Origin of the sequence: Psychroflexus sediminis (genome assembly GCF_900099815.1) — a bacterium.
In the GTDB taxonomy this organism is placed as follows: Bacteria; Bacteroidota; Bacteroidia; order Flavobacteriales; family Flavobacteriaceae; genus Psychroflexus; species Psychroflexus sediminis.
The window spans coordinates 48,655-73,021 of sequence record NZ_FNCW01000001.1; the positions used below are offsets into that span (position 1 = coordinate 48,655).

Consider the following 24,367-nt stretch of genomic DNA (forward strand, 5'->3'; position numbering starts at 1 on the left):
ACGTTAATGCCAGTATTGCCTCATACCAGCCTTTTAGCAAAGGGTAAACCTGAATAAAAAGGCGTATGAATTTTGTAGTGGTCTAATTATCAATATATTATATTTTTAATGTATATTTAGTAATTCATTAATTAATATTAATTAAAAATAAAAACTATGAAAAAAATTACACTTTTAATTATGATGTTGCTAATAGTGACATTCGGATTTTCACAACAAGTCTTGCAAGATTTTGAATCTGAAAAGAATGTAGAATTTTCAGATATTTACGGGGCATTTGGAGGCGGATTAACGGCATCTTTAGCAGCAGACCCTACAGATGCATCAAACCAAGCTGGTAAAATAGAAGAAGTATCTGGAGGTGATGTATGGAAAGGTATTTTTGTAAGGCCACAAACCAATTATATTGACTTAACTTCTAGTCAAGTTGTAAGTATTGATGTATATGCTACGTCCACTACTTATTTTACAGGAATAGTTCAGGATGGTCAGAGTAATCAGGCAACTATTGAGTTAAATTCTGCTGTAGAACATACTGGAACTGGTTGGGAAACATTGACTTTTACATTTACTGGTGCGTCAGGAGAATGGGGTGAATTTGCGATGCGTGTTAATGTTGACGCTTCTGGAAATCTGGTAAATCCAGCAACAGAAGTAATCACAACCTATGTAGATAACCTTACAGCTCCTCAAGGTTCGGCTATTACAGTACCACCTCAGCCATCTACAGCTGCTCCTTTACCTCCTAGTAGAAATTCTAGTGATGTTATTTCTATCTTTAGCGATGCTTATACTGATATAACCGTTGATACCTTTGATACCGATTGGTGCCCAGGAGAAACTGTTGAACTCATGATAGAAGGGAACGCAACAAAAAGGATTTCCGGATTAGGTTGTGAAGGAATAGACTGGCAAAGTGCAAGAACTGTTGATGCCTCTGGAATGACACATTTTCACATGGATATTTGGACAGAATCAGAAACTTTAGATAAAAGTTTTAATATGAAATTTTCAAACTGGGCAGGAGGAACTGCTGAAGCTAATGCTATTGAATTTTCTGCTACTAATGCTAGTAATCCAGCCTTGCCAAATCCAAATCCTGGAACTTGGATATCTTTTGATATTCCTTTAACTTCATTTACTGAAATAGATGGTAGCAGTATAAGTGATATTGTTCAGTTCGTTATAACTTCAAATTTAGGAACCGTATACTACGATAACCTATATCTGTATAGTGATACTTCATTAAGCAACGATTCGTTTAGCAAAGCTGAATTTAAGTCTTATCCTAATCCCACTCAGGATGTTTGGACCATTAAGACCACAGAGAACATCCAAACGGTTCAGGTTTTTAATGTCACCGGACGTTTAGTGAAGGACTTAAAGGTGAACGCCTCAGAAGTTATGATAAACGCTAATGACTTAGCCAGTGGAATCTATTTAGCTAAGATTTCAAATGAATTTGATCAGACCAAAACGATCAAATTAATAAAGGAATAATTTATTAACTTATTAAAATAGCGTATGTTTGGTAAAATCTAGCATACGCTTTTTCTTATGGTCACTTTAAAAGAACTTGCCAAACAGCTCAATGTTTCTGTATCTACGGTTTCCAAAGCACTTCACGATGCTAAAGATATAGGAGAGGATACCAAAAAGAGAATTAAGGAAGCAGCCGAGCTATACAACTACAGACCCAATAAGACCGCTCTGGCTCTTAAGGTCAATAAAACCAATACGATTGGTGTAGTTGTTCCCGACATTTTAAATCCTTTCTTTGCCAAAGTCCTTCATGGTATCGAAGAATTTGCAACGACAAAGGGGTACGACACCATCATTTGTGTAAGCCACGAACAGCTTAAAAAAGAAGCGAAAAGCGTTGAGCTCATGCTGCAGGGCCGTGTGGATGGCTTTATTATTTCGCTTTCTACCGAAACTCTTTCCAGGGAAGATTTCGTGCATTTAGACCAGATCAGTCTCAACAAGAAAGGCCTTGTCCTGTTCGACCGGACCACTTCTGAAATCGATTGTGATAAAGTAGTGATCAACGATCAAAAGGCGATGTATGATGCGACGCGAATTCTGATTTCCAAGAAAAAAACCAAAATAGCCTTTGTGAGTTCAATTGAGGATCTGCCTATTGGTTTGCTTAGGAAAGGAGGCTATCAGAAAGCCCTTATAGATCACGGCATAGAGCCGGATCCGAATTTAGAACTAGATCTTACGGGATCCTCTCAGCCGCATAGTTTGATCAAAGCCTTTTTATCCTTAAATGAATTTGATGCGGTTATTTCTGCAGACAACACCTCCTCACTGATGTTCCAAAGCATCGTAAAATCCGAAAAACCAGAACTGACGGATGACATCATGCTTATAGGCTTCTCAGATGAAAAAAATGCATTGCTGAGTTACCCAAGACTCAACTACATCGATCAAAAAGCGATGAAAATTGGCGAAAAAGCAGCTGAAATGCTGATTAGCCGATTAGAATCCAAAGACTCCACAGAAAAACCAAAAACCTTCGATATGCCCTTTGAAATTCATATTGCTTAATTTGCAAGGCTTGGTTTTTTGCATATTTTAGTTATGAGCGGTACAATCACTTAGTGAAAATTGGGAAAATAAGCTTTAAGCTTCTAAAAAATCATACCAGTTTTAGGTCTAAATTTAAGTTAGAATGAAAATCCTCAAAGAATTTAAAGAGTTTGCCGTCAAGGGTAATATGTTTGATATGGCTATAGGTATCATTATTGGTACAGCTTTTAGCAAAATTGTCACTTCTTTAGTCAATGATCTGTTCATGCCCTTACTGGGTTCCATTTTGGGTAATGTCAATTTCAAAGCTTTAAAAATTGTTCTTAAAAATGAAGTTGAAAAAGACGGAGTCATTATCCAGCCAGCCATAGAAATGACCTATGGCAATTTTATTCAAACGGGTATAGATTTTCTAATTATCGCAGTCTGTATTTTTCTGGTGATTAAAGGCTTAAATCGTCTAAGAACCAAATCAGAAGACGAAACCAATCCCAAAGTGGCTACGCCAAAAGATATTGAGTTATTAGCTGAGATTCGGGACTTATTGAAACAACAGAACAATTCCTGAACTTCACGGTTTATTTGCCACTTTCCAGGCCAGACATTCCTAAACAAAATCCCAAACTTTAGTATATTTACTCACTAAACAAATGGATATGGGATTTATTACTGCTACTGAAATTGCCAGCGGGCTTAACTTGTCCAGGTTTGGAATACTTGGTAATGTCATGGGCAGCTTTATTATGCAGACCACACGGATTTCAGAGTTAAATGAAATTTACGATCAGTATGCGCATCTGGAAGGGGTGGAGTTTATCAATGCGGTTTTACTGCATCTTGATGTTCATTTTGAAATTCCGGAAAAAGACCTGAAACGCATTCCGAAAATGGGTCCGTTTGTCACTATTTCCAACCACCCCCTTGGCGCTGTAGATGGACTCATTTTACTCAAGTTACTTCTGGAACAACGGCCGGATTATAAAGTGGTGGCCAATTTTTTGCTTCACCGCTTAGAACCCTTGAAGCCATACGTGATGCCCGTCAATCCTTTCGAATCGAGAAAAGAGGCGAAATCGAGTGTAGCAGGAATTAAGCAGGCCTTGTCTCATATACAATCAGGAAGTCCTTTTGGTGTTTTTCCTGCAGGTGAAGTATCTACGCATCTGGAGGAGCGCAAGGTGGTGGATAAGCTCTGGTCCAGCGAAGCGATACGATTGATCAAAAAGGTGGAGGTTCCTGTGATTCCGGTATACTTTCACGCTAAAAATTCAGCATCTTTTTATCGCCTGGCAAAGCTGAATGAAAACCTGAGAACAGCCAGACTTCCAGGTGAAATGCTTAAAAAGAATCACCGACCTATTCGCGTGAGAATTGGAAATTCGATTTCGGTGAAGGATCAAAATAGCTTTGAAGACCTCACAGCCTATTCTAATTTCCTGAGACAGAAAACCTATTTTCTGGCGAATTCCTATGAAAAAAAGAATCTGCTTGAAAACATACCCCAGCAAATCAAATTTCCTCTGAAACGGCCTCCTAAGTCCATCGCCGATGAAATCGATTGTGAAGCTCTGGCAAGAGAGGTACAAGACTGCAGGGATCAGTCCCGAAGGCTTCTCGTGAGTAATAACTACGAAGTCTTTATTGCAGAACGTCAAGATATCCCCAACATAGTTTTGGAAATTGGAAGGCTTCGGGAAATCACCTTCAGGTCGGTGGGCGAAGGCACCAATAAGTCTTTAGACTTAGACAAATACGATGATTACTATCAGCACATGTTTTTATGGGATCACCAGGCCAAAAAACTGGCCGGGGCCTATAGAATGGGCCTGGGAAGTCAGATTTATGAGAAATATGGCATCGAAGGCTTTTACCTCAATGAGTTGTTTCGCTTCGAACCGGAGCTTTATAAAACCATGAGCGAATCCATAGAAATGGGACGGGCGTTTATCACCGCCGAATATCAGCAAAAACCCATGCCCTTGTTTTTACTTTGGAAAGGGATTGTACATTGCACCCTGAGGTTTCCTGAGCATAAATACCTTATTGGAGGTGTCAGCATCAGTAATAAATTTTCGAAATTTTCCAAATCCATGATGATTGAATTCATGAAATCCAATTATTACGATCCGTACATGGCTCAGTACGTCAGGCCTAAAAAAGAATTTAAAGTTAAGCTAAAGGATAGTGATAAAGACTTTGTTTTCGATTCTACAAAAGCTGATTTGACTAAATTTGATAAAATCATTGATGAAATAGAGCCGGGAAACCTGAGACTCCCGGTATTGATCAAAAAATACATCAAGCAAAATGCGAAAGTGGTCGCTTTCAATGTGGATCCGCTTTTCAACAACTCGGTAGATGGTTTGATGTACATTCGCATAGAAGACATTCCGGAAAGCACTGTAAAACCAGTGATGGAGGAATTTCAGGCAGAATTGGAGAAACAGAATAAAAATTAAAAAACATATATTATGTCAACACTATTCACAAAAATAATTTCAGGAGAAGTCCCTGCCCATAAAGTAGCAGAAACCGAAGATTTCCTCGCGTTTTTAGATATCAACCCCAATGCCAAAGGTCATACGCTTTGCATTCCGAAGAAAGAAGTCGATAAGATATTCGACCTGGATGAACAAACTTATTTGGATTTGATGGCATTTTCAAAAAAAGTGGCTCATGCCCTTGAGTCCACTATTGACTGTAAGAGAGTAGGTCTGGCCGTTATTGGTCTGGAGGTGCCTCATGTGCATGTTCACCTGATTCCTATAAATACGATGGACGATATGCGTTTTCAGAAGAAAGATTCTTTTTCTGAAGACGAGTTTAAGTCTATTGCCAAATCGATAAGTGAAAATGTAAGTTTGTAAATGCAGGAAATTGAACGCAAATTTTTAGTCAGTTCTGATGCTTTTAAAGAAGAAGCTTTCAAAACCAGCAACATTGCACAGGGATTTCTAAACTCGAATAAATCTCGAACTGTTAGGATTCGCATTACCGATGATAAAGGTTTTCTTACCATCAAAGGGCCGAGTTCGGCTTCGGGACTTTCCAGACTGGAATGGGAAAGAGAAATCCCTAAGGATGAAGCAAAAACCTTGCTTGAACTTTGTGAACCCGGACAAATTGAAAAGACGCGTTACTACGTGAATGCAGGTCCGCATGTATTTGAAGTCGACGAGTTTTATGGCGAAAATCAGGGTCTCACCGTCGCAGAGGTTGAATTGTCCTCGGAAGACGAAGCTTTCCAAAAACCGGACTGGCTGGGACAAGAGGTGTCAGGTGATGCCAACTATTACAATTCCATGCTTTCTAAAAAACCTTATTCCAAGTGGTAAAAATAAATTTTCTAAAACTTATTTTGAATAAATAGAATCCAGTTTTCTATCCTCGACCTTTAGTTACAATCTAACCGAAAAAAGCTTCAAAGGCAATGTCTTTATTTGGAAGACTCCATGTATTCTGAATATAAAAACCCAGTACTTAGGATAGTTTCCTCACGAAAAGGAACTGTATTCAATTCTTTTTGCTATCGTAAAACGCATGATTATTTATTCCAAGAGATGCCTCTTCATTATCGCTAATTTCCAGAAAATCACCTTTCGAGTTTCGCCACCTAAAGTTTGGTGTGAAATTAGCTTTTATAACTCTGGGGGTTTCATTTAAAACCTTAAAATTTTATTCATTTGTTTTCAAAAAAAAGTCGGCTATACAGTGAAAGTATAGCCGACAAAAATTCACTAAGAAAAGCGAGATTTTACTTTAGAAAACTCTTCTTCAAAAGAGTTGGAAGCAGATAAGAATGCAGCTTTTGCTTCTTCCCATTGGTCATCCGCTGGATGCTCTAACTTAGAGTATTTGTTATCTAAGTCTGATTTCATTGATTCTAATTCCTTGAGCGCTTCATCAAAGTCGGATTTCGAATCTTCATGTGCTGCTGCTTTTTCAGCTATCAGGTCGTTCAATTTTGCAGTAAATTCATCGATTTTCTGTTTTGCTTTTGCTTTGAATTCTCCTTTGTTCATAATTCTAAAATTTAATTATTAATAAAATAGTCTAATTTTTCAGCCATACTCTAAATATAATAAATCTTATGTTGCTGTTCCTTTAAATCTGGAGTAAAGTCTGCAGTAGGAGTTGCTTTTTTTATACCGGGAACCTATTTTCCAGTGTTCACCTTACTCCTATAAATACGATGGATGATATGCATTTTGAAATGAAAGAATCATTTTTTGAAGATGAGTTTAAGTCCATTGCCAAAACGATAAGCGAAAATGTAAGTTTGTAAATGCTGGAAATTGAACTTAAGTTTTTAGTCAGTTCTGAAGCGTTTAAAAAAGAAGCTTTCAAGGCCAGCAACATGGCTCAGGGATTCTTAAATTCTAATGAATCGCGATGCGTAAGAATCCGCATCACGGGTGACAAAGGTTTTCTTACCATCAAAGGGGAAAGTTTGGCTTCCGGACTTTTCAGACTGGAATAGGAACGGGAAATCCCTGAGGGTGAAGCCGCAATTTTGCTTGAGCTTTGTGAACCCGGGCACATAGAGAAAACACCTTCCTACGTTAATACAGGTCAGCATGTATTTGAAGTTGACGAATTCTATGGTGAAAACCAAGGCCTCATTGTTGCTGAAGTCGAACTTTCCTCTGAAGATGAGGTGTTTGAAAAACCAGACTGGCTGGAGGAGGAGGTGACAGGAGATGTAAAATACTACAACTCCATGCTATCCAAGCAGCCTTATTCAAAATGGTAAATGCTTTTTGGAAATTATACGTCTGGACTTGCTATCATTGTCATAATCCCAAGTGATAATTTCTTTTCCATAAGTCGTTTTGGTAGAAAAGCTATCATTCCCATGATGAAAAATACAATCTCACTCTCCATGTTTTTATCCCATTCGATTTCTTTTTCTTCCATTCTACTCATCCACTCTATGAGGTAAGGGCCCATAGTTCCATAATCAAAACTGCGTTCCAATTTCCAGCCACTTTTATTGAGCATCATCTTAAGATTATTTGGCGAAAACAAAGAGGTATGTCTGGGAGTGTGCCAGCCGGCTCAGTGCTTTCCGAATTTTTTTCTACTTGACGAGTCAAAATTAGGAACTTCAATGATCAGCTTTGTAGAAGATTTTGAGATGGACTTTAGATAACTTAGGTTTTCTATAGGAGAATAATCGTGTTCCAAATAGTGCCACATAGTGATGACATCCGGTCTTAATTTTTCAGATAAATCCCGAACTTCACCGATCTGTAATTCTATATTTTGGTATTTATGGTTTTGGTTGCTCCAGCCTTCATTGGAGAAATCAATTCCTAAAGTTTGACAGTTAGATTTCTCTTTACTTAGTTTCAAAAAACTGGGTTGACCACAGCCCACATCGAGCAGTAAAGATGAAGAGTTGAGTTTTTGGACACTATTTACAAATTTCAATTTTCTTAAATCAAGCTTCTTGAGACTGTTATTAACCAATTTTCCACATTTACCCCATGCTTCTGCTCCACGATAAGGCAAATAATACTTTGTATAGTAATTCTTAAGCTGCTCCGGCGAGACTTTTGGGTTTAAAAAGACAAATTCGCAATCTGTGCATTGGTCAAACTTAAAAACCTCCTTGTCGGAATGCATTTGCGCAGAAGTAGATATAAAATGTTGTACTTTTTCTGAACTGCAAACAGGACAGTTTTCAATTTTTCTCATGCGCACAAACTTAATCTAATACTATTCTGTATAGATTTAAACAGTTTGTAAATTCTACTTATGAATGTTTACTTTTATGTTCAATGTTATACATCTCATTAAAAAAGTTTTTAAAGGACTAGTTTGCTATTTTAAGGCTTAAATTGAGATTATTCAGATCCTAGAAAGTAAGAGTAATTCCAAAGTTTATATCATGGTATAACCTATCTATAGGAACCAATGGATCTGGGTCGTATATATTTTGATAAAGCAATCTGAGGCCCAGGAATTTTGTGATGTTATAAGTTAATTCAAAACTACTTGCAAGCCTGTAATTTGAAAAAAAAGATGAAAAGGCCGGTTGGTAATAGCCACTTATGTCTAGATCGAACAAAGAGCCAAATTTTTGCTTAAAACTTATGTAGGAATTAGCTCGTATTTTACTTGACTCAACCGGGTCTGTATTAGGAGGTAATAATTCTTCCTTTACTCCGGAATAACCCCACCGTTCAAACTCGTAAAAGCTACCAATAGCAAAGAATAAACCTGTACTCTTTTTCTCAAGAGCTCTCCATCTAAAATTCATTCCTGAGGCATATTTCTCTTTGAGACCTCTCACTTCATTCCAATGTACCTGGAAGAAAGGTTCAAATGCAATTTTTTTATTTTGAAGATTCATATATTCTAAATATAAAAATCCACCACTTAGAATATCTTCATCACCAAAAAAACTGTATTCAACTCTGTTGGCTATCGTAAATGCATGTTTATTTATTCTTAGAGATACATCTGCAGTATTGCTTATTTCTAAAAAGTCATCTTTCAGATTACGGTACCTAAAACTTGGCGTGAAATTACCTTTTACGGTTTTAGAGGTGTCAATTACAACGTTGAAGTTTTCTGTATGCAGAACCTGAGTAAATGCTTTAATATTTGACAGGAAAAGGGCTAGTATAACAGAGGCGGAGATAAGAGTTTTATTCATTTTTTTTAAAAAAAAGCGGCTATACCACGAAAGTATAGCCGACAAAAATCTTGTTAGGAAAAGAGAGATTTAATTTTAGTAAGACCGTCTTCAAATGAGTCTGACGCAGATGAAAATGCATCTTTTGCTTCCTCCCATTTGTCTTCAGCAGCATTCTCTAGTTCAGAGTATTTATTTTCTAAGTCAGATTTCTTTGACTCTAACTCTTTAAGAGCTTCATCATAATCAGACTTTGCATCTTCTTTTGCAGATTCTCTCTTTGCTTTTACTTCATTCATTTTTGCAGAAACTTCGTCGATTTTCTGGTTTGCTTTAGCTTTGAATTCTTCTTTATTCATGATTTTCAAATTTTAGTGTTAATAAAAGTGTTTGAATTTTTTAGTCAGATATTAAATATACTCTGATTTACTATTTTTTATTTTTCCTAAGATTTAATCTTGAAATTTCTATGCCATCCGGAAAGCACCCTCCTTCTTCGTCTTCAGCAGTAATTAATATCTCCATTGGCTGGTAAGGAAAGGATGCTGTATAAGTAGATTTTACTGCGTTTTCCTGATTAAAATGTCCTACATTTCTAAGTGTTCCTTTTTTAGACATCACCCATATGACATAATTCTTCTTTGGCTTTTCTAATCTCTCAGGAGCAGCTAAGTTTTTTGCTTCCAGACTTACTAAATAGTTAGGATCCTGTTGCTCTTTTATCTCAGCAATAATATCTGCTGCAGGTGTTACCTTTGATACCGGGAACTCGTAGGTTTCTGAACAGGAATTTAAAATGAATATTAAGGCTGCAAGTAGTGTGAATTTTATGCTTTTCATATGCTTAGTATTGACAATGCTGAATTTATAAAGTTTATTTGTCTAATTTGATTTTTAAAGAGTTTGAAGATTCATAATTTTTTAACTCAACGATAGATGCTGGCAAGCTAAAGCCCTCAGAAGTTAAGGCTGCAACCACTTTATTCATGACCTCAGAACGCACACTTTGATGTACAGAACGCTTTTTTGATTTAAATGTATCTACCCAGAATCTTATTTTTAGATTGATGGTATTAGTTGCCAACTCGTCAATAGCTATGGTAGGGTTTTTATCTCCTTTGAGGACGTCTTCGGTCTGGTTGAGAGTTTTTTCAATGATTTCAGTTGCTCTGGTAGGACTGTTTTCATAGGCAATACCCACTATAAATTCATATCTTAAAAAACCATCAATAGTGTAATTGAAAAGTGGGTTCTTTAGAATGATAGAATTCGGTAAAAAAACATCTTTCCCATCTGGTGTTTTTATGAGAGTTTCGCGAATGCTGATATCTTTGACAAAACCGACAATTTGATTTACTTCTATCAGATCATCTAGCCTGAAAGGACTTTTAAAGGCAAGAATAATCCCGGCTAAAAAGTTTTCTCCAATGTCTTTTAAAGCAAAACCGATAACGAAGGTTAACAATCCTGCACCTGCCAGAATTTTATTTGTGAAAGAATCGAGTCCAAGCAAATAAAGCGTAATCAATATCACAGCAGTTTTGATAACGAAACTGATGATTTGAGATATAAACGTAGCTGTGATTCGGTTTGGAGACTTCTTAACCAAACGTAATTTTATCCTTTGCTTTACAAAATTGGCTATCAAAAACCCTACAATTAAGAAAAGCAGGGTTAAGCCAAGATTGATGTAATTTGTCTCAAAGTAAAAAATCACATCTTCATAAAACTCCTCAGATCTATTCATAGGTTTTTAAAGAAATTAAGTTAGACTCAAGATCCATTACTGCTGGTTTTCTTCCATTTCTTTTTTGAAAGTTGAAACACTTTTGTCTAAAGCAGATTTAAGCTGAATAACTTCGGACTTTAACTCTTCTTTTTTCTCACCAGATGCATTTTGAAAGGCTTCAATCTTTTTGTCCAGTTCAGTTTTTTGATTGGAAATCTCTTGCTTTTGTTCTTTGTATTTATCTTGAAGGTCATCACTTAGATTGTTGTACTGCTCTTCGACTTCTTTGGTTCTGTCTTCAACATCATTTTTTAATTCTTCGACTTTATTGCTTAAGTCCTCCCACTTTTCTGCACTATAATCTTTAGACACCTCAATGACATCATTCATTTCTTTCTGTACATCTTCAGATGTCGTCTTTTCATCTTTATTTGATGAATTACAGGCAACTAATAAAGTTAAAACGATAAGTATCGTAAATATTGATTTTAATTTACTCCACCCTTCTTCAAAAGAATCAAAAGCAGAAGAAAACTTTACTTTAGACTCTTCCCATTTGTCCTCTGAAGAAGTTTTCAATTCTTCAAATTTCGATTCCAGATCAGTTTTTTTAGCTTCAAATTCTGCTATTGCGTCGTCGTATTTTGTTTCAGAATCTTCTTTAGCAGATTCTTTTTTAGCCTTCAATTCATTGATTTTTGCAGAAGCCTCATCTATAAGTTGTGCTGCCTTTGCTTTATATTCTTCTTTATTCATTGTGTAAGGTTTTAATTAATTCAGTTTAAATTTATAGATATTAAGATAGTCAATTTTCAGATTCTAATCTTAATTTATTTACTCTTCTTCAAAATTTTTGACTTCGATATCATAGTCAGAGCCTACAATATCTTCTTTGCTTATCCAGTACTTTGAAGTTAATACATGATACTTATTCTTTTCAGGATTTTTTATGGTCCAGATGAATTTGTGAGCATCTTCAAATTTTACACTAGCTTCAAGTTGATCCGCGAAAAGTCTTTTTACAAGGCTTCTATTTTTGAGGGCTCCCGCAATTACTTTTGCCAGGATTTCTCTGTCTTCTCCAATTTCAATTCCATCGTCTTCCACAACTTCCAATTTTAGCAGTGTAGCTTCAGTATTAGGAAAAGTACCGTTATAAGCCTTGTATAAAAGCTGATTGATGTTGAATAAATCGTAGTGTAAACTAGGTTCGGGATATTCTTCAGCCACCTTATCATTTGTCATTTCATGAGATATAGAATGAATTTGGCCTTCATTCAGTTGATCGCTCAATTTGTAGGTTAGAATAATACTGGCAGCTTCGTCCGGCTCAAAATCTGAAATGGCCATGAAAAGCATTTCTCTCAAATTTTCATCCTTAACCTCATCAGCTTCGGGGAAGTCAAACTCTTTTAGTAAAGCTGAGTAATCTTCATTTGACCAATAAGAATCGAGTTCGTTTAGGGTTTTGGCTTCTAAAATTTTTACTTTCATATCTTATTTATCAATTTTAATTTGTTCATTTTCTGGCTTGATGTACACTTTAATCTCAACTCTTCGCTCTGTCGGAATAATTTCACTTGAAGCAAATCTATCCCCAAAATTTTGCACATAAATTTTATGGACAGGTACAACTTTGGCCATGAGTTCCTTTATGTATTCCAGCCTTCTATCCGTCAAAGCCTTATTGATGCTTTGGTTTCCCGAAGCATCGGTATAGCCGGAAAGCATAATTTTTCCTACATGCTTACTTTCTAGTACTTCCTTTAGTTCCTTCATCACATCGTTGGAAGGTGCTGTTTTACCTATATCATAAAATGCAGTAATACTTAGAGAATCAACCTCCTTTGTTTTATAAACAGGGACTTCATTTATCTTATATATGGTATCCGTTTTTTGTTGTAAAAGCGCCTTCTGAGTAAGCTGTTCTTTAAGTTGTTTAATCGTATCATTTTGAGAATTTAGCTTTTCGTAAACAGCTTTATCACTCTTGTTTTCTAAAACTATTGTTTCTTTTACAGGCACTTCTTTTTCGATGTAGACAGTATCTCGTTGCTGTGGAATAGTTATCAGAGGCTGGATTCTATTATTTTGTGGTCTGGCAGGTTCATACCTTACAACTTCTTTGTAAACAGACTCAAAACTTTCATCACTGCTTTTTTCTACTTCTTTAGACGGAACTTCTTTTTCTATATAAACAGGCTCCTTATCTTGCTGAACTTTTTTTTGAGACTCTAATCGCTCTATTCGCTTTTTTAAATCGTCGTTTTCAGATTCGGTTTTTTCTGAAAAATTAGCGTTTGTATTCCTGTAAATTTCTTTTACAATAAAGACTGTATCCGTTTTCTGTGTCTGATTTCGGTCAGTATTCGCTTTATTATAATTCTCTGCTTCTTCCTGAGTCTTTTTTTCTCCAGATACAATTTGAAGTTTCTGTGCTCTGGTTAAAGTGAAAGAACTATCTCTAAGATACATTGAATTTTTATCTTCAGTAATCTTCTGTTGTAGTTTTTTGAACTCTTTATTTTGTGCGTCCAGACTGATTTTGTTTACAGAATCTTTAGTCTTAGAACCTGAAACGCTATTACCTTCTGTTGATTTTCTATCCTCTCTCATACTTTTTTTACGAGAATGATTCTTAAGTAACGAAGAGGTGTTTTCGTAAATAAGTTTTTTTGAATATACACTATCAGAAGAGATGTTCATAACTCTTTTTTGTTCATGAGGACTTACTACTGAATCTGTACGATCCACTTGAGTTAAATCAACTTTCTCTGGCTTTATTACTTCAGTTTCTACAGGAAATTCAAGTGCTGAGTCACTATCAATATACAATCCTGTGTAGCTCGTACTCTGAATACTGCAGGCAGTGATTGAAACGACCAGAACAAGTGAATAAACCAGTGCTTTTATTTTCTTATTCCCATCCATAGGTCAAGTTCTAAGGCTAATCCAGCCGTTGGTATGATAGATAATTTTTCAAGATTTTCGGTTCCTTTTTCTCCAAGTATGAGGATACCAGCGTTAAAACGTACAACTTTAAACATCCTAAAACCAAGACCGGTATAGACAGGTAAATCTACTCCTGGTGTCACATATTCTGTGCCTTCAGCATCTTCGATTGGCTCAAGTAATACGCCTACAGAAAAGCCAAAAGAGTCAAAAATACGAGATTTCATTGCTAGCTTACTTTTGTTGTTGAAAGGAATGGTAATGCCAACTCCAGGGGTGAAATCAATATTTTCAACAGATGAATTGTTGATATCCACAGATTTGCTCCAGGCGTACATGCCAACATTTACTGGTAAAGTGAAGCGTTCTTTATCTGTCTTTACTGATTTTATATTTACCAGCTTATAATGCTGTACAACATCACTATTGATAAAAGGAGCAAGTTCAGTGCTTATTAATTTCACAAGGTGATCTACCTTTTCTTGGATCAATTCGTTCGCTTTTTCGCTTTTCTCATCTCTGGTCGTTTTCTTAAAAAATCTACTGAATTTAAAATCATTTTGTTTTTTTAATTCCTGTAGTACCAAAGACGATGGAGCTTCTACAGAAATCATGTTTTTAGATTCATGGTATTTTAATGATTCCTTCACCAGCTTTTCCAATTCCTCATACACGTGTTTTGGTTTGTTTACCACGACATTTTTCCCATCGTAATACATATTGTTCATCAAAAGAAAACGTATTCTGCTTTTAAGATTTTCAAGCAATTTTGACTTTTGCGAATTAGATAACAGCTTGTAGGTGATGATTTCAAAATCATATTTTGTATTCGATCTTAAAACAGGAGGAACTACTATGTTGAAGGTTTCAGAAGAGTTTCTTTCTATTCTATTCCATAGATAAGAATGCAGGGTGTAATCTTTCTCTTCGTAAGAGATATTGACTTTTACCATCTCTATATCTTTTCCAGCTTCGCCTACTATTGAGAGGGTTTCATCAAAAGGTATTCTTGGAGTGTTATAAAATGTTCCAGATTCAAAATCAATTTTAACGCTTCTTTCTTGTGAATAAGATGCAGTTAGGGAACAAAGAAGTAAAAGAGTCGTAAGTAATGTTTTATTCATGTTTAATAGTTTCTATAAAGGGTTTGTAAATTATAAAGCTTTAGTATGAGCTTCAGAATTAATTTATTTTTTTAATTGTGAATTTCTAATTTCTGCTTTTATTTTCGATAGCAAGTTTCTTTAGCATTGAAAAAATCAAACCTCCGGAAACCGCACCTAAAACATACAACAGTATACTTGCAGCAGATAGGGGTATTTCTAGCTGCCATATGATAAATTTTAAGCTAACGGTTTCCATATTTTGGAATATGAAAATAGTAGCTGCTATTATGATTATCAGTAATAAAATGGATTTAAGAGTGCGCATTAGGGGCAATTTATTTCTATTTTAAAACTTTAATTTTTTTTAAAGCCCATTTTTAAATAAAAAAAGTTTCAGTATTTATCCAATGGTAGAAGAGTAGATCGATAGAACTCTAGTTCTTGATTGACATGCATTTAAATTTTTAGTAAATGTATAATAGAAATACATTCAAATCTTTCTTTTTTGAAAAGTTCACCCGATTGAGATGAAAAAAAAGCTTTTTAAGAGTTTTTATACTTGCCAGGTGTAGTTCCGAAGCGTTGTTTGAACCTAGTGCTGAACATTGATGTGCTTTTATAGCCACAAAAATTAGCAATTTCTTTTATGCTTAGATCGCCATCATCTATGAGAGCTTTTGCTTTATTCAATCGCTCCAGTCTTATAATGTCAGTGAAAGTTTTGCCATATAATTTTCTAAATCCAGTTTTAAGCTTTGTTTCATTTGTGCCTATTTCTCGAGAAATTAAAGACAATGTCAGTTTTTTCTCAAGATTGTTATGAATGTATTCTTTTGCTTTTTTGATTACAGGCACGTCTTGCTTTCTCAGGACTTTTTTACTGTAACCTTCAGAGGTTTCTTTGTCAAACTGTTCGGACTGAAGCCAAAGTAATTCAAGAGCTTTGGACTCCAAAAAGAATCGCTTCACCATCCCTTCTTTTTCAGTGTTTATTATTTCTGAAATAGTTTCGCTGATGTCTAAAGTGTAAAGGCTGTGGTAAATAAAATGATCATCCATTTTCTTATTCATCAATACATTACCTATTTGTTTAGGTAAGCTAAAAAAATCTGATTTCAAATCAATAGAAAAGCTTTGAGTTTCAACCTGCAGAAACAAGAGCTCAATATCATTCTGGACAGGGAATGTAAATAGTTGATTTTCACCACCTTTTGCTGCAACCATACAAGAAAAGTTGTCTGTAAGCCTATAACGAATATTTGGAGATACATTATGAATTAGCTCTCCTTTCCTTACAAAGAAAAATCTCAAATAATTATTTTTATCTTCTTCAAAGTCAAGTTCTAGTAAAGAGCTGATATCTCCTTTTAAAATGTTAAAATTAAAACCTTTGTCAAATTCATAGCTAATAAGATTGAGATCTCCTATTCCATTTGTAATTTGGGTCTTAAGCTCAAAACCTCTTTTAGAGTCAATAGTATGAAGGTTTTGATTTAATGCGGTATGTAAACCTAGGGCATTATTTTTTTCTATTTTTATTTTCATTAATAGTAAAAACTGAGTGCAAATTCAATCATTTTAATTTATTATACAATTATCGTTGTTTAAATTTGAAATTACATTTTGAAAGGTAAACTCAAAGCTATTAGAACTAGATGTATAATTAATAACTGAAATTCAACTAGTAGTTTAAACGATCAAAGCACAGAACTCTCTGTGCTTTGATCGTTTAAAAAATGTATAGTTTATTTTACTGCTTATTTTTTGCTTCTATGCTAAGTGTTGCATGCGGTACTAAAATCAATCGTTCTTTACGAATCAATTTTCCGGTTTCACGGCAAATTCCGTAGGTCTTATTTTCGATGCGAATCAAAGCATTTTGAAGATCACGGATAAATTTCCCCTGTCTAATAGCCAGTTGTGAATTGGCTTCCTTACTTAAGGTGTTGCTGCCATCGTCAAAAGATTTAAATGTAGGAGCGGTATCTTCAGTATCGTTGCTGCTGCCATTTTTGTAAGCGTCTTCGTAAGTTTGGAGTTGTTTCTTAGCTTTTTCGATTTTTTCCTGAATCAACTTTTTAAATTCTGCAAGATCTTCATCAGAATAACGCTCTTTATTGTTTTGTTCTGCCATTTTAATTTAGTTTTTCAATTGCTAAAACGGTTTGGATATCATCAAATTCTATCTGTAAACCATCTTTTACTTTTGGGGTTAAATTTATAGTATTCGTTAGTGTTTCTGTTTTTATATAGCCCAGGTTTTGATGAACAGCCTCGGAAAGTTTTCCGCTTTCCTGAAGATGAATATCGATGCGGTCTGTCACTTCAAGACCAGAGTCTTTTCTCAGGTTTTGAATTCTGTTGACCAGTTCCCTGGCTATGCCTTCGTTTACTAAATCTTCGTTGAGCGTAACATCTAAAGCTACTGTGAGACCATTTCCACTGGCTACCAGCCAGCCTTCAATATCCTGAGAAAGAATCTCTACTTCTTCAAGACGGATTTCAGTAGGTTCTCCGTTCACTTTTAGCTCAATATGCTTGTTTTTTTCTAATTCTGCAATGTCTTTGGCGTCCATATTTTGGATGGCCTGAGCGACATGCTTCATCTCTTTTCCAAAACGCGGTCCTAAAACCTTGAAATTGGGTTTGATATCCTTGACTAAAATCCCTGAGGTGTCATCGATAAATTCGATGGTCTTTACGTTGATTTCTGACTTGATCAGGTCTGAAACTTCAGCGATTTTTTCTTTGACCGTTGGATCCAAAACCGGTATCATAATACGTTCCAAAGGTTGTCTCACTTTAATCATTTCCTTTTTTCTCAAGGATAAGGCTAAAGAGGATATGCTTTGAGCCATCTGCATTTTATGCTCCAAATCTTTATCGATTAACTCAGGATTTTGCTTAGGAAAATTGGCCAAATGTACACTCTCTTTATGATCCCCAAGACTAGTCGATGTTAAATCTTTGTAGAGTCGGTCAGAGAAAAAGGGTGCAACAGGTGCAGAGAGCTGTGCGATGGTTTTTAAACAGGTAAACAGGGTCTGGTAAGCCGATATTTTATCGGTTTTGTAGTCGCCTTTCCAGAAGCGTCGTCTACTTAAACGTACATACCAGTTACTCATGTTTTCCTGGACGAATTCTGAAATGGCTCGCGTGGCCTTCGTCGGTTCGTAGTTGGCATAAAATTCATCTACGGTTTGGATAAGCGTATTCAGTTCTGAAAGAATCCAGCGGTCAATTTCCGGGCGTTCTTTGCTGTCGATGTCTTGTTCTTTATACTGAAACTGATCCAGGTTGGCATACATGGAAAAGAACGAATAGGTGTTATAAAGCGTACCGAAAAACTTTCGCTGGACTTCGCCAATGCCTTCCAGATCAAATTTTAAGTTGTCCCAGGGGTTGGCGTTGGAAATCATATACCAACGCGTGGCATCCGGGCCGTAAGTGTCCAGGGTGATAAACGGATCTGCAGCATTGCCTAGTCGCTTGGACATTTTCTGTCCGTTTTTATCTAAAACCAGGCCGTTGGAAACCACGTTTTTATAAGCCACATCATCAAAAATCATCGTGCCAATGGCATGCAGGGTATAAAACCAGCCTCTGGTCTGGTCAACGCCTTCCGCGATAAAATCTGCAGATCTCCAGGTGTCTTCCACTTTTTCTTTGTTTTCGAAAGGGTAGTGCCACTGCGCATAAGGCATGGATCCGGAATCGAACCATACATCTATCAAATCTGCTTCGCGTTTCATAGGTTGTCCTGTAGACGATACCAGGGTGATTTGATCTACGGTGTTTTTATGTAAGTCTACTTTCTCGTAGTTTTCCTCGCTGAGGTTGTCTACTTCGAAACTTGCAAAGGGATCTTCATCCATAACCCCGGCGTTTACCGCTTTTTGGATTTCTGCTTTCAGTTCTTTGATAGAACCTATGATGATCTCTTCTTTGCCGTCTTCGGTTCTCCAGATAGGCAGAGGGATTCCCCAGTAGCGAGATCTGGATAAGTTCCAGTCGTTGGCATTGGCAAGCCAGTTTCCAAAACGACCCTCTCCTGTTGCTGCGGGTTTCCAGTTGATGGACTTATTGAGTTCGTGCATTCTGTCCTTAAATTCGGTCACTTTGATAAACCAGGAATCCAGGGGATAATATAGAATAGGCTTATCGGTTCTCCAGCAGTTGGGATAGGAGTGCACGTATTTTTCAACCAAAAAGGCTCTGTTTTGTTCTTTTAACTGAATGGCGATTTCCACATCTACAGATTTCTCCGGGGCCTCGCCATCTTCGTAGTATTCATTTTTGACATACTTGCCCGCGAGGTGACCGGCTTCCGGGCGGAATCTTCCTTTTAGGTCGACCAAAGGCACTAAGTTGTCATTGTCATCTTTGACCAAAAGTCCGGGAACTTCCGGCTTCGCCTGCTTACAAACCATGGCATCATCTGCCCCAAAGGTTGGCGCCGTATGAACAATTCCTGTACCGTCCTCTGTCGTGACAAAATCTCCGGCAATGACCCGAAAAGCGTCTTTTGGCGAATGGTAGGGCAGAGCAAACTTCATCAGTTGTTCGTATCGAGCTTCGATTAGGCTTTCTCCTTTAATTTCAGCAACAATTGTATAAGGCAGTTTCTTAAGGGAATTAACCAAGTCAATTGTATCTGTTAGTTGGTCTAGATCACCAGAATTTTTTGTAACCGACTTTAGAATATCATAAATATGTTCATTATCCTTTGTCTTTTTAGGAACCGTACTTGAATCAATAAGAAATTCATACAAATCTTCACTTTCAAAATACTTTTTACCTAAAAGGTTTTTAACTAAGTTCTTAGCAAATATTACGTTGATAGGTTCGAAAGTATATTGATTGAAAGTTTTAACAACTACATACTCTATTTTTTTACCGATGGTAAGCGCCGTATTACTTGGCAGTGTCCAGGGTGTGGTGGTCCAGGCCAGGAAGAAAATATCACCTTCCACGGTTTGAAGCTGTTCCGGTAAGCTGTTTTTGATGGCTTTAAACTGAGCAGTGACCGTCGTGTCTGAGACATCCTGATACGTCCCCGGCTGGTTGAGCTCGTGAGAACTCAAGCCTGTTCCTGCTTTTGGTGAATAGGGCTGAATGGTATAGCCTTTATAAATCAGGCCTTTTTTATAAATTTCGGAAAGCAGCCACCAAACGCTTTCCATATATTTGGATTTGTAGGTGATGTACGGATTTTCCATATCTACCCAGTAGCCAATTTTTTTGGTCAGGTCGTTCCACACATCGGTGTAACGCATGACTGCTTCTTTACAGGCGTTGTTGTAGTCTTCTATAGAAATTTTGGTTCCGATATCTTCTTTGGAAATTCCAAGCTCTTTCTCCACTTTGAGTTCCACGGGAAGTCCGTGAGTGTCCCAGCCCGCTTTTCGCTTGACCTGAAATCCCTTCTGAGTTTTGTAGCGGCAAAAAATATCCTTGATGCTTCTGGCCATGACATGGTGAATACCAGGCATGCCATTGGCAGATGGAGGACCTTCGAAGAAAATGAAAGGCTCCGCGCCTTCGCGCTCGTCCATGCTTTTATCGAAAATAGCATTTTCATCCCAAAAACGCGTGATGTCTTCTGCGACTTTTGGGAGGTCAAGTCCTTTATATTCAGGAAATTTCTTGCTCATTTCTGGTTTTTTTCAAATGATTTGCAAAAATAGGGATTTTATCCAAATTGACCCCAAGTCTCAGGAAAATCTGAAATAAACTTGAGTAAATTAAACGGTTTAATCTATAACGCAGAATTTCAGTCTTAAAATACCGACAGTCCTGGGCTTCAGGTCACTTAAGGGTTTAGGTTCCTGTCTGGAAAACCTGCATACAGGCAGCTTTAGATTCCGAAGAACTTAAATTTTAAATCAGTAGTTTCCTAAAAAAGGGTATCGACCACATCTTCAATTTTAGCGACGCGGATCACGTTAATTTTATAATCACTGCGCGGTAATTTGCTTTGTTTGGAGATAAGGATTGAGGCAAAACCTAGTTTTTCGGCTTCCATCACACGCTGCTCCACCCGTGTTACCGGGCGAATTTCTCCGGCAAGACCGACTTCTGCAGCGAAGCAAATGTCTTTGGAAATGGAAACGTCTTCACTGGACGATAAAATGGCCGCGACCACTGCCAAATCAATAGCAGGGTCGTCTATGCTGATGCCACCTGTGATATTGAGAAAAACGTCTTTCGCACCGAGGCGGAAACCCGCTCTTTTTTCCAAAACAGCCAAGACCATGTTGAGTCGTTTGAGGTTATAACCTGTCGCCGAACGCTGAGGAGTGCCGTAAACAGCAGAACTCACCAATGCCTGGATCTCGATCATCATAGGACGCATGCCTTCCAGAGTGGCCGCGATAGCAGTACCGCTTAAGTGGGTGTCGGTTTTGGAAATAAGCAAATCTGAGGGGTTGGAAACTTCCACCAAACCACCTGCCTGCATTTCGTAAATCCCTAGTTCGTGGGTGGAACCAAATCTGTTTTTGTGCGCTCTTAAAATTCTGTAAGCGTAGTTTTTATCGCCTTCAAACTGAAGTACAGTGTCGACCATGTGTTCCAGAACCTTGGGCCCGGCGATGCTGCCTTCTTTATTGATATGACCGATAAGAATAATGGGTACGTTGGTTTCCTTGGCGTATTTGATGAGCTCCGAGGTGCATTCCCGAATTTGAGAAACACTTCCCGGGGAGCTTTCGACGTAATCGGTATGCAGGGTTTGTATGGAATCTATAATTAAGATTTCAGGTTCCAGAGCTTCAATTTGAGTAAAAATGAGCTGGGTTTTGGTTTCTGAAAGTATATAGCAATTGGATTCTTCTTTTTGAATGCGCTCTGCTCGCATTTTAATTTGCTGCTGACTTTCTTCACCTGAAACATAAAGTACCTTCTGATTAAAACTCAGGGATAACTGAAGCAGTAAAGTACTCTTTCCTACACCGGGTTCTCCGCCAAGCAAAGTGATACTGCCAGGCACGATACCGCCTCCCAAAACACGGTTGAATTCCTGATTGGAAGTGGGAATTCTGATTTCTTTTCCAATCTTGATGTCATTGATGCGCTGAGGTTTGGAGATGCGTTTAGGAGCTGCTGAACTGGCAGGTTTCCAGGTTTTTTCGGGTTTGGTATCAATAACTTCTTCTACCAGGGTATTCCATTCTTTGCAGGCATTGCATTGCCCCTGCCACTTGGCATGCTGAGCGCCACAATTTTGGCAGAAGAAAGTTGTTTTGGTTTTTGCCATGATTTAGTTTCCGTAAATTCTTTTTAACTCGTCTGCTCTTCCAAGAAGCACCTCACTATTGAGATAGCCCGCACTTTCGAGTCCGTAAGCAGCCTGGTATTCTTTGATGGCCCTGTTTGGTTCGCCTATTTTTTCGAAGTAAAGTCCCTGGAAGTAATTGCGTAAAACCGTGCTTGGGGCTTCTTTTCTGGCGAGTTTGCTCAGGTTTTGATAATCTTCCCATAATTTTAATTCTTCAATGGCCTCCGCGGTTTTAAGAAAATCTACAATTCGAATAGGGACTTCGATGGCATATAATTCTTGAATGGTCAGGTATTTATCTTCCAATGAATTGGCTGGAGACTGGGAACTAAGAAAATCGGATTCATATTCATAGTCAGAGATAGGACCATAGGTAGAAAAAATGGAAAGCAAAGCGCTGGGAATTGCATCGGCAACAAAACTGAAGTGGTCTGCGTTTTCAAAAACTCGGTATTTGTAATTAAAATTGGGATTGTTACAAATCGAAAGGTAAGAATCCAGGGTCTCGGTCTTGATTTTAAGCTGATGGATATCATGTTCTGAAGTTGCTAAATAATACCAGATTTTTTGTTTAACCTTATCTAGTTTTCTTTTGAGGCGTTCAGGGAGTTTTGGAGTTACGTCCGGGCTAAAATTAATGTAGCCACTAAACACGGGAGTTTCCTTAAGCAGAAAAAAATTTGAAAAATTGGCCATATAATCTATGCCAGCAATAATGGTGAAAGGGGTCGTTCTAAAGTTATCATCGATATATTTGAGCACTTCATATCCGACGAATTCAAAAAAATCTGCACCAGTAGAAACAGGTAATTCGCTCTCTGAATCTATTTGGCCATCCTTATCTCTGAATCCGGCTTGATTGATGCCGACAACAATAGATTCTGGAATAATTTCCCAATAACTGAGGTAGTCAACATTGCCCGCAAAAGGCTCAAACATGTAATCACCGTCTAAAACGATAATCACGGGGTATTCCTTTTGGCTTGAACTGTAATTTCTTGGGAGTTGCAGTTTAATTTGCCTTGTTTCCTTTAAAATGGAAGAATTGACTTCAATGTATTCCGTTTGAGAAAAAGAGGAGGTCTGGAAAGTCAAATAGAGCAGGGATAAAAGTAGGATATGCCTCATAGTCTTTGGTTTAAGTCGCTAATGTACTAAAATTATCTTCTGTTTATCAGCGGTAAGATCAAGAAAGAGAATCCGCCCAATAGGATAACCAGACCGGTTTGAGTGCCCCACATCACCCATCCAAAAGCTTCTCCTGTGGCAAAGGATACACCAAATGTATTGAAGGCAATTCCTATGGCTATAGGGTAAAGTCCAATACCCCCGTTGGTCACCGACATGGCAAATGCTCCAAAAATAAAAGCGACAAAAGTAGCTTCAAGCCCCAGGTCCTGTGTGTCCGGGAAAGCAAATTTCAAAACGTAAAACATACCGACGTAAAGTCCCCAGATTATAAACGTATGAAGAATAAAATAAATTTTTTTCTTCATAGAGAATACGCTTTTCATGCCTTTAAAGAGCTCCTCTATAAAGTTTTTTAATTTTTGAAAAAGAGGAAGCCTGCTGTTTTTAATAATTCTGAAGCCAATAATCAGTAATAAAATGCAGGTGATAATGACCAGTCCTCCAAAAAACGGATTGATGTTCTGACTGCTGAAAAAGGCAAAAATTTTATCGCTTTGAGAGATGGATGTAAAGCCAACTATAGAGAGAAGCATGATTAAATCTACAAGGCGCTCTGTGATAATGGTCCCAAAGGTTTTCTCAAATTTTACATCTTCATAGGAAGCCAGAGTCGCTCCTCTTAAGACTTCTCCAGATCTGGGGATGCCAAGATTGGCAAGATAACCAAGCATCAAGGAGAAAAAACAGTTATAAAATTTGGGAAAAATATGAACAGGCTCCAGTAAGAATTTCCAGCGGTAAGCTCTGGATAAATGGGACAAAATCCCCATTAACAAGGAGATGGCGACCCAGATGAAATCGACGTTTTTAATGTTCGACCATAGCTGATTCAGTTCTTCTGAAGAAAATTTGGATAAAGAAAACCAAATAAAGAAAATGCCTAAAGCCATTGGAGCAAAAGTCTTTATCCCTTTTTTGATGGCTTTTTTCAT

General features: G+C 37.3%; 24 protein-coding genes and 1 pseudogene. 7 read left to right on the top strand and 18 right to left on the bottom strand.

Going from position 1 to position 24,367, the window contains the following annotated elements; translation table 11 throughout:
• The first annotated feature begins 156 nt into the window (after positions 1-156).
• The 6 genes from BLP81_RS00160 (at position 157) to BLP81_RS00185 (ending at position 5,870) form a co-directional block, all read left to right on the top strand.
• The gene (locus BLP81_RS00160; RefSeq protein WP_093364026.1) at positions 157-1,500 is read left to right on the top strand and encodes a T9SS type A sorting domain-containing protein; all 1,344 of its coding nucleotides are present in this window, start codon (positions 157-159) and stop codon (positions 1,498-1,500) included.
• Positions 1,501-1,557: 57 nt separating this feature from the next.
• The gene (locus BLP81_RS00165) at positions 1,558-2,553 is read left to right on the top strand and encodes a LacI family DNA-binding transcriptional regulator (protein ID WP_093364029.1); all 996 of its coding nucleotides are present in this window, start codon (positions 1,558-1,560) and stop codon (positions 2,551-2,553) included.
• A gap of 124 nt (positions 2,554-2,677) precedes the next feature.
• Entirely contained in the window at positions 2,678-3,103 is a 426-nt protein-coding gene (gene mscL / locus BLP81_RS00170; RefSeq protein ID WP_093364032.1) for a large-conductance mechanosensitive channel protein MscL, read from the top strand.
• Positions 3,104-3,191: 88 nt separating this feature from the next.
• Positions 3,192-4,994: a GNAT family N-acyltransferase gene (locus BLP81_RS00175; RefSeq protein WP_093364688.1), complete on the top strand. Its 1,803-nt coding sequence runs from the start codon at positions 3,192-3,194 to the stop codon at positions 4,992-4,994.
• 12 nt (positions 4,995-5,006) lie between these two features.
• On the top strand, positions 5,007-5,402 hold the full coding sequence (locus BLP81_RS00180) for an HIT family protein (protein WP_093364035.1): 396 nt from the start codon (positions 5,007-5,009) through the stop codon (positions 5,400-5,402).
• The gene (locus tag BLP81_RS00185; RefSeq protein WP_093364038.1) at positions 5,403-5,870 is read left to right on the top strand and encodes a CYTH domain-containing protein; all 468 of its coding nucleotides are present in this window, start codon (positions 5,403-5,405) and stop codon (positions 5,868-5,870) included.
• 402 nt (positions 5,871-6,272) lie between these two features.
• Here BLP81_RS00185 and BLP81_RS00190 read toward each other — a convergent pair whose 3' ends face one another.
• Positions 6,273-6,557 carry a sll1863 family stress response protein gene (locus BLP81_RS00190; protein WP_093364044.1) on the bottom strand — a complete coding sequence of 95 codons (285 nt, stop codon included), beginning with the start codon at positions 6,555-6,557 and terminating at the stop codon, positions 6,273-6,275.
• A 263-nt stretch (positions 6,558-6,820) separates the two neighbouring features.
• On the opposite strand from BLP81_RS00190, the pseudogene BLP81_RS00195 reads away from it, so the two are divergent.
• Positions 6,821-7,288 (top strand): annotated as a pseudogene (locus BLP81_RS00195) (CYTH domain-containing protein).
• 14 nt (positions 7,289-7,302) lie between these two features.
• Here the strand turns inward: BLP81_RS00195 and BLP81_RS13735 are convergent.
• The 17 genes from BLP81_RS13735 to BLP81_RS00275 form a co-directional block, all read right to left on the bottom strand.
• The gene (locus BLP81_RS13735; RefSeq protein ID WP_245686383.1) at positions 7,303-7,539 is read right to left on the bottom strand and encodes a hypothetical protein; all 237 of its coding nucleotides are present in this window, start codon (positions 7,537-7,539) and stop codon (positions 7,303-7,305) included.
• Between the two features lie 54 nt (positions 7,540-7,593).
• Complete coding sequence (locus BLP81_RS00200) at positions 7,594-8,235, bottom strand: methyltransferase domain-containing protein (protein ID WP_245686384.1); 642 nt, start codon at positions 8,233-8,235, stop codon at positions 7,594-7,596.
• Between the two features lie 160 nt (positions 8,236-8,395).
• The gene (locus BLP81_RS00205) at positions 8,396-9,199 is read right to left on the bottom strand and encodes a DUF481 domain-containing protein (RefSeq protein ID WP_093364048.1); all 804 of its coding nucleotides are present in this window, start codon (positions 9,197-9,199) and stop codon (positions 8,396-8,398) included.
• Between the two features lie 53 nt (positions 9,200-9,252).
• Positions 9,253-9,537 (bottom strand): sll1863 family stress response protein, encoded by a 285-nt coding sequence (locus BLP81_RS00210; RefSeq protein ID WP_093364051.1) that lies wholly within the window; start codon positions 9,535-9,537, stop codon positions 9,253-9,255.
• A gap of 70 nt (positions 9,538-9,607) precedes the next feature.
• Positions 9,608-10,018, bottom strand: coding sequence for a hypothetical protein (locus BLP81_RS00215; protein WP_093364058.1), 411 nt, complete (start codon positions 10,016-10,018; stop codon positions 9,608-9,610).
• Positions 10,019-10,052: 34 nt separating this feature from the next.
• Complete coding sequence (locus tag BLP81_RS00220; protein ID WP_093364062.1) at positions 10,053-10,925, bottom strand: mechanosensitive ion channel family protein; 873 nt, start codon at positions 10,923-10,925, stop codon at positions 10,053-10,055.
• A gap of 36 nt (positions 10,926-10,961) precedes the next feature.
• Entirely contained in the window at positions 10,962-11,663 is a 702-nt protein-coding gene (locus tag BLP81_RS00225) for a sll1863 family stress response protein (RefSeq protein ID WP_093364065.1), read from the bottom strand.
• A gap of 78 nt (positions 11,664-11,741) precedes the next feature.
• Positions 11,742-12,401, bottom strand: coding sequence for a hypothetical protein (locus tag BLP81_RS00230; protein ID WP_093364068.1), 660 nt, complete (start codon positions 12,399-12,401; stop codon positions 11,742-11,744).
• Between the two features lie 3 nt (positions 12,402-12,404).
• Entirely contained in the window at positions 12,405-13,838 is a 1,434-nt protein-coding gene (locus BLP81_RS00235) for an OmpA family protein (RefSeq protein ID WP_093364071.1), read from the bottom strand.
• The gene (locus BLP81_RS00240) at positions 13,817-14,983 is read right to left on the bottom strand and encodes a hypothetical protein (RefSeq protein WP_093364074.1); all 1,167 of its coding nucleotides are present in this window, start codon (positions 14,981-14,983) and stop codon (positions 13,817-13,819) included. Before BLP81_RS00240 ends, BLP81_RS00235 begins: the two co-directional genes overlap by 22 nt.
• Before the next feature lie 85 nt (positions 14,984-15,068).
• Complete coding sequence (locus BLP81_RS00245) at positions 15,069-15,290, bottom strand: LapA family protein (RefSeq protein WP_093364077.1); 222 nt, start codon at positions 15,288-15,290, stop codon at positions 15,069-15,071.
• A 218-nt stretch (positions 15,291-15,508) separates the two neighbouring features.
• A complete protein-coding gene (locus tag BLP81_RS00250; protein ID WP_093364079.1) occupies positions 15,509-16,510 on the bottom strand; it encodes a helix-turn-helix transcriptional regulator in 1,002 nt (333 codons plus the stop codon).
• Between the two features lie 205 nt (positions 16,511-16,715).
• Entirely contained in the window at positions 16,716-17,099 is a 384-nt protein-coding gene (locus BLP81_RS00255; RefSeq protein WP_093364080.1) for a TraR/DksA family transcriptional regulator, read from the bottom strand.
• A 1-nt stretch (position 17,100) separates the two neighbouring features.
• On the bottom strand, positions 17,101-20,619 hold the full coding sequence (ileS, locus tag BLP81_RS00260) for an isoleucine--tRNA ligase (RefSeq protein WP_093364083.1): 3,519 nt from the start codon (positions 20,617-20,619) through the stop codon (positions 17,101-17,103).
• A 242-nt stretch (positions 20,620-20,861) separates the two neighbouring features.
• Complete coding sequence (gene radA / locus BLP81_RS00265; protein WP_093364086.1) at positions 20,862-22,223, bottom strand: DNA repair protein RadA; 1,362 nt, start codon at positions 22,221-22,223, stop codon at positions 20,862-20,864.
• 3 nt (positions 22,224-22,226) lie between these two features.
• Entirely contained in the window at positions 22,227-23,372 is a 1,146-nt protein-coding gene (locus tag BLP81_RS00270; RefSeq protein ID WP_093364089.1) for an alpha/beta hydrolase, read from the bottom strand.
• 32 nt (positions 23,373-23,404) lie between these two features.
• Positions 23,405-24,367 carry a lysylphosphatidylglycerol synthase transmembrane domain-containing protein gene (locus BLP81_RS00275; protein ID WP_093364092.1) on the bottom strand — a complete coding sequence of 321 codons (963 nt, stop codon included), beginning with the start codon at positions 24,365-24,367 and terminating at the stop codon, positions 23,405-23,407.

Coding starts and splice junctions, on each gene's coding strand:
- BLP81_RS00205 (WP_093364048.1), bottom strand. CDS start 9,199: ATGAATAAAACTCTTATCTCCGCCTCTGTTATACTAGCCCTTTTCCTG.
- BLP81_RS00210 (WP_093364051.1), bottom strand. CDS start 9,537: ATGAATAAAGAAGAATTCAAAGCTAAAGCAAACCAGAAAATCGACGAA.
- mscL (WP_093364032.1), top strand. CDS start 2,678: ATGAAAATCCTCAAAGAATTTAAAGAGTTTGCCGTCAAGGGTAATATG.
- BLP81_RS00230 (WP_093364068.1), bottom strand. CDS start 12,401: ATGAAAGTAAAAATTTTAGAAGCCAAAACCCTAAACGAACTCGATTCT.
- BLP81_RS00250 (WP_093364079.1), bottom strand. CDS start 16,510: ATGAAAATAAAAATAGAAAAAAATAATGCCCTAGGTTTACATACCGCA.
- BLP81_RS00255 (WP_093364080.1), bottom strand. CDS start 17,099: ATGGCAGAACAAAACAATAAAGAGCGTTATTCTGATGAAGATCTTGCA.
- BLP81_RS00220 (WP_093364062.1), bottom strand. CDS start 10,925: ATGAATAGATCTGAGGAGTTTTATGAAGATGTGATTTTTTACTTTGAG.
- radA (WP_093364086.1), bottom strand. CDS start 22,223: ATGGCAAAAACCAAAACAACTTTCTTCTGCCAAAATTGTGGCGCTCAG.
- BLP81_RS00275 (WP_093364092.1), bottom strand. CDS start 24,367: ATGAAAAAAGCCATCAAAAAAGGGATAAAGACTTTTGCTCCAATGGCT.
- BLP81_RS00225 (WP_093364065.1), bottom strand. CDS start 11,663: ATGAATAAAGAAGAATATAAAGCAAAGGCAGCACAACTTATAGATGAG.
- BLP81_RS00235 (WP_093364071.1), bottom strand. CDS start 13,838: ATGGATGGGAATAAGAAAATAAAAGCACTGGTTTATTCACTTGTTCTG.
- BLP81_RS00190 (WP_093364044.1), bottom strand. CDS start 6,557: ATGAACAAAGGAGAATTCAAAGCAAAAGCAAAACAGAAAATCGATGAA.
- BLP81_RS00200 (WP_245686384.1), bottom strand. CDS start 8,235: ATGAGAAAAATTGAAAACTGTCCTGTTTGCAGTTCAGAAAAAGTACAA.
- BLP81_RS00185 (WP_093364038.1), top strand. CDS start 5,403: ATGCAGGAAATTGAACGCAAATTTTTAGTCAGTTCTGATGCTTTTAAA.
- BLP81_RS00175 (WP_093364688.1), top strand. CDS start 3,192: ATGGGATTTATTACTGCTACTGAAATTGCCAGCGGGCTTAACTTGTCC.
- BLP81_RS00245 (WP_093364077.1), bottom strand. CDS start 15,290: ATGCGCACTCTTAAATCCATTTTATTACTGATAATCATAATAGCAGCT.
- BLP81_RS00165 (WP_093364029.1), top strand. CDS start 1,558: ATGGTCACTTTAAAAGAACTTGCCAAACAGCTCAATGTTTCTGTATCT.
- BLP81_RS00240 (WP_093364074.1), bottom strand. CDS start 14,983: ATGAATAAAACATTACTTACGACTCTTTTACTTCTTTGTTCCCTAACT.
- BLP81_RS00215 (WP_093364058.1), bottom strand. CDS start 10,018: ATGAAAAGCATAAAATTCACACTACTTGCAGCCTTAATATTCATTTTA.
- ileS (WP_093364083.1), bottom strand. CDS start 20,619: ATGAGCAAGAAATTTCCTGAATATAAAGGACTTGACCTCCCAAAAGTC.
- BLP81_RS00160 (WP_093364026.1), top strand. CDS start 157: ATGAAAAAAATTACACTTTTAATTATGATGTTGCTAATAGTGACATTC.
- BLP81_RS00180 (WP_093364035.1), top strand. CDS start 5,007: ATGTCAACACTATTCACAAAAATAATTTCAGGAGAAGTCCCTGCCCAT.
- BLP81_RS13735 (WP_245686383.1), bottom strand. CDS start 7,539: ATGATGCTCAATAAAAGTGGCTGGAAATTGGAACGCAGTTTTGATTAT.
- BLP81_RS00270 (WP_093364089.1), bottom strand. CDS start 23,372: ATGAGGCATATCCTACTTTTATCCCTGCTCTATTTGACTTTCCAGACC.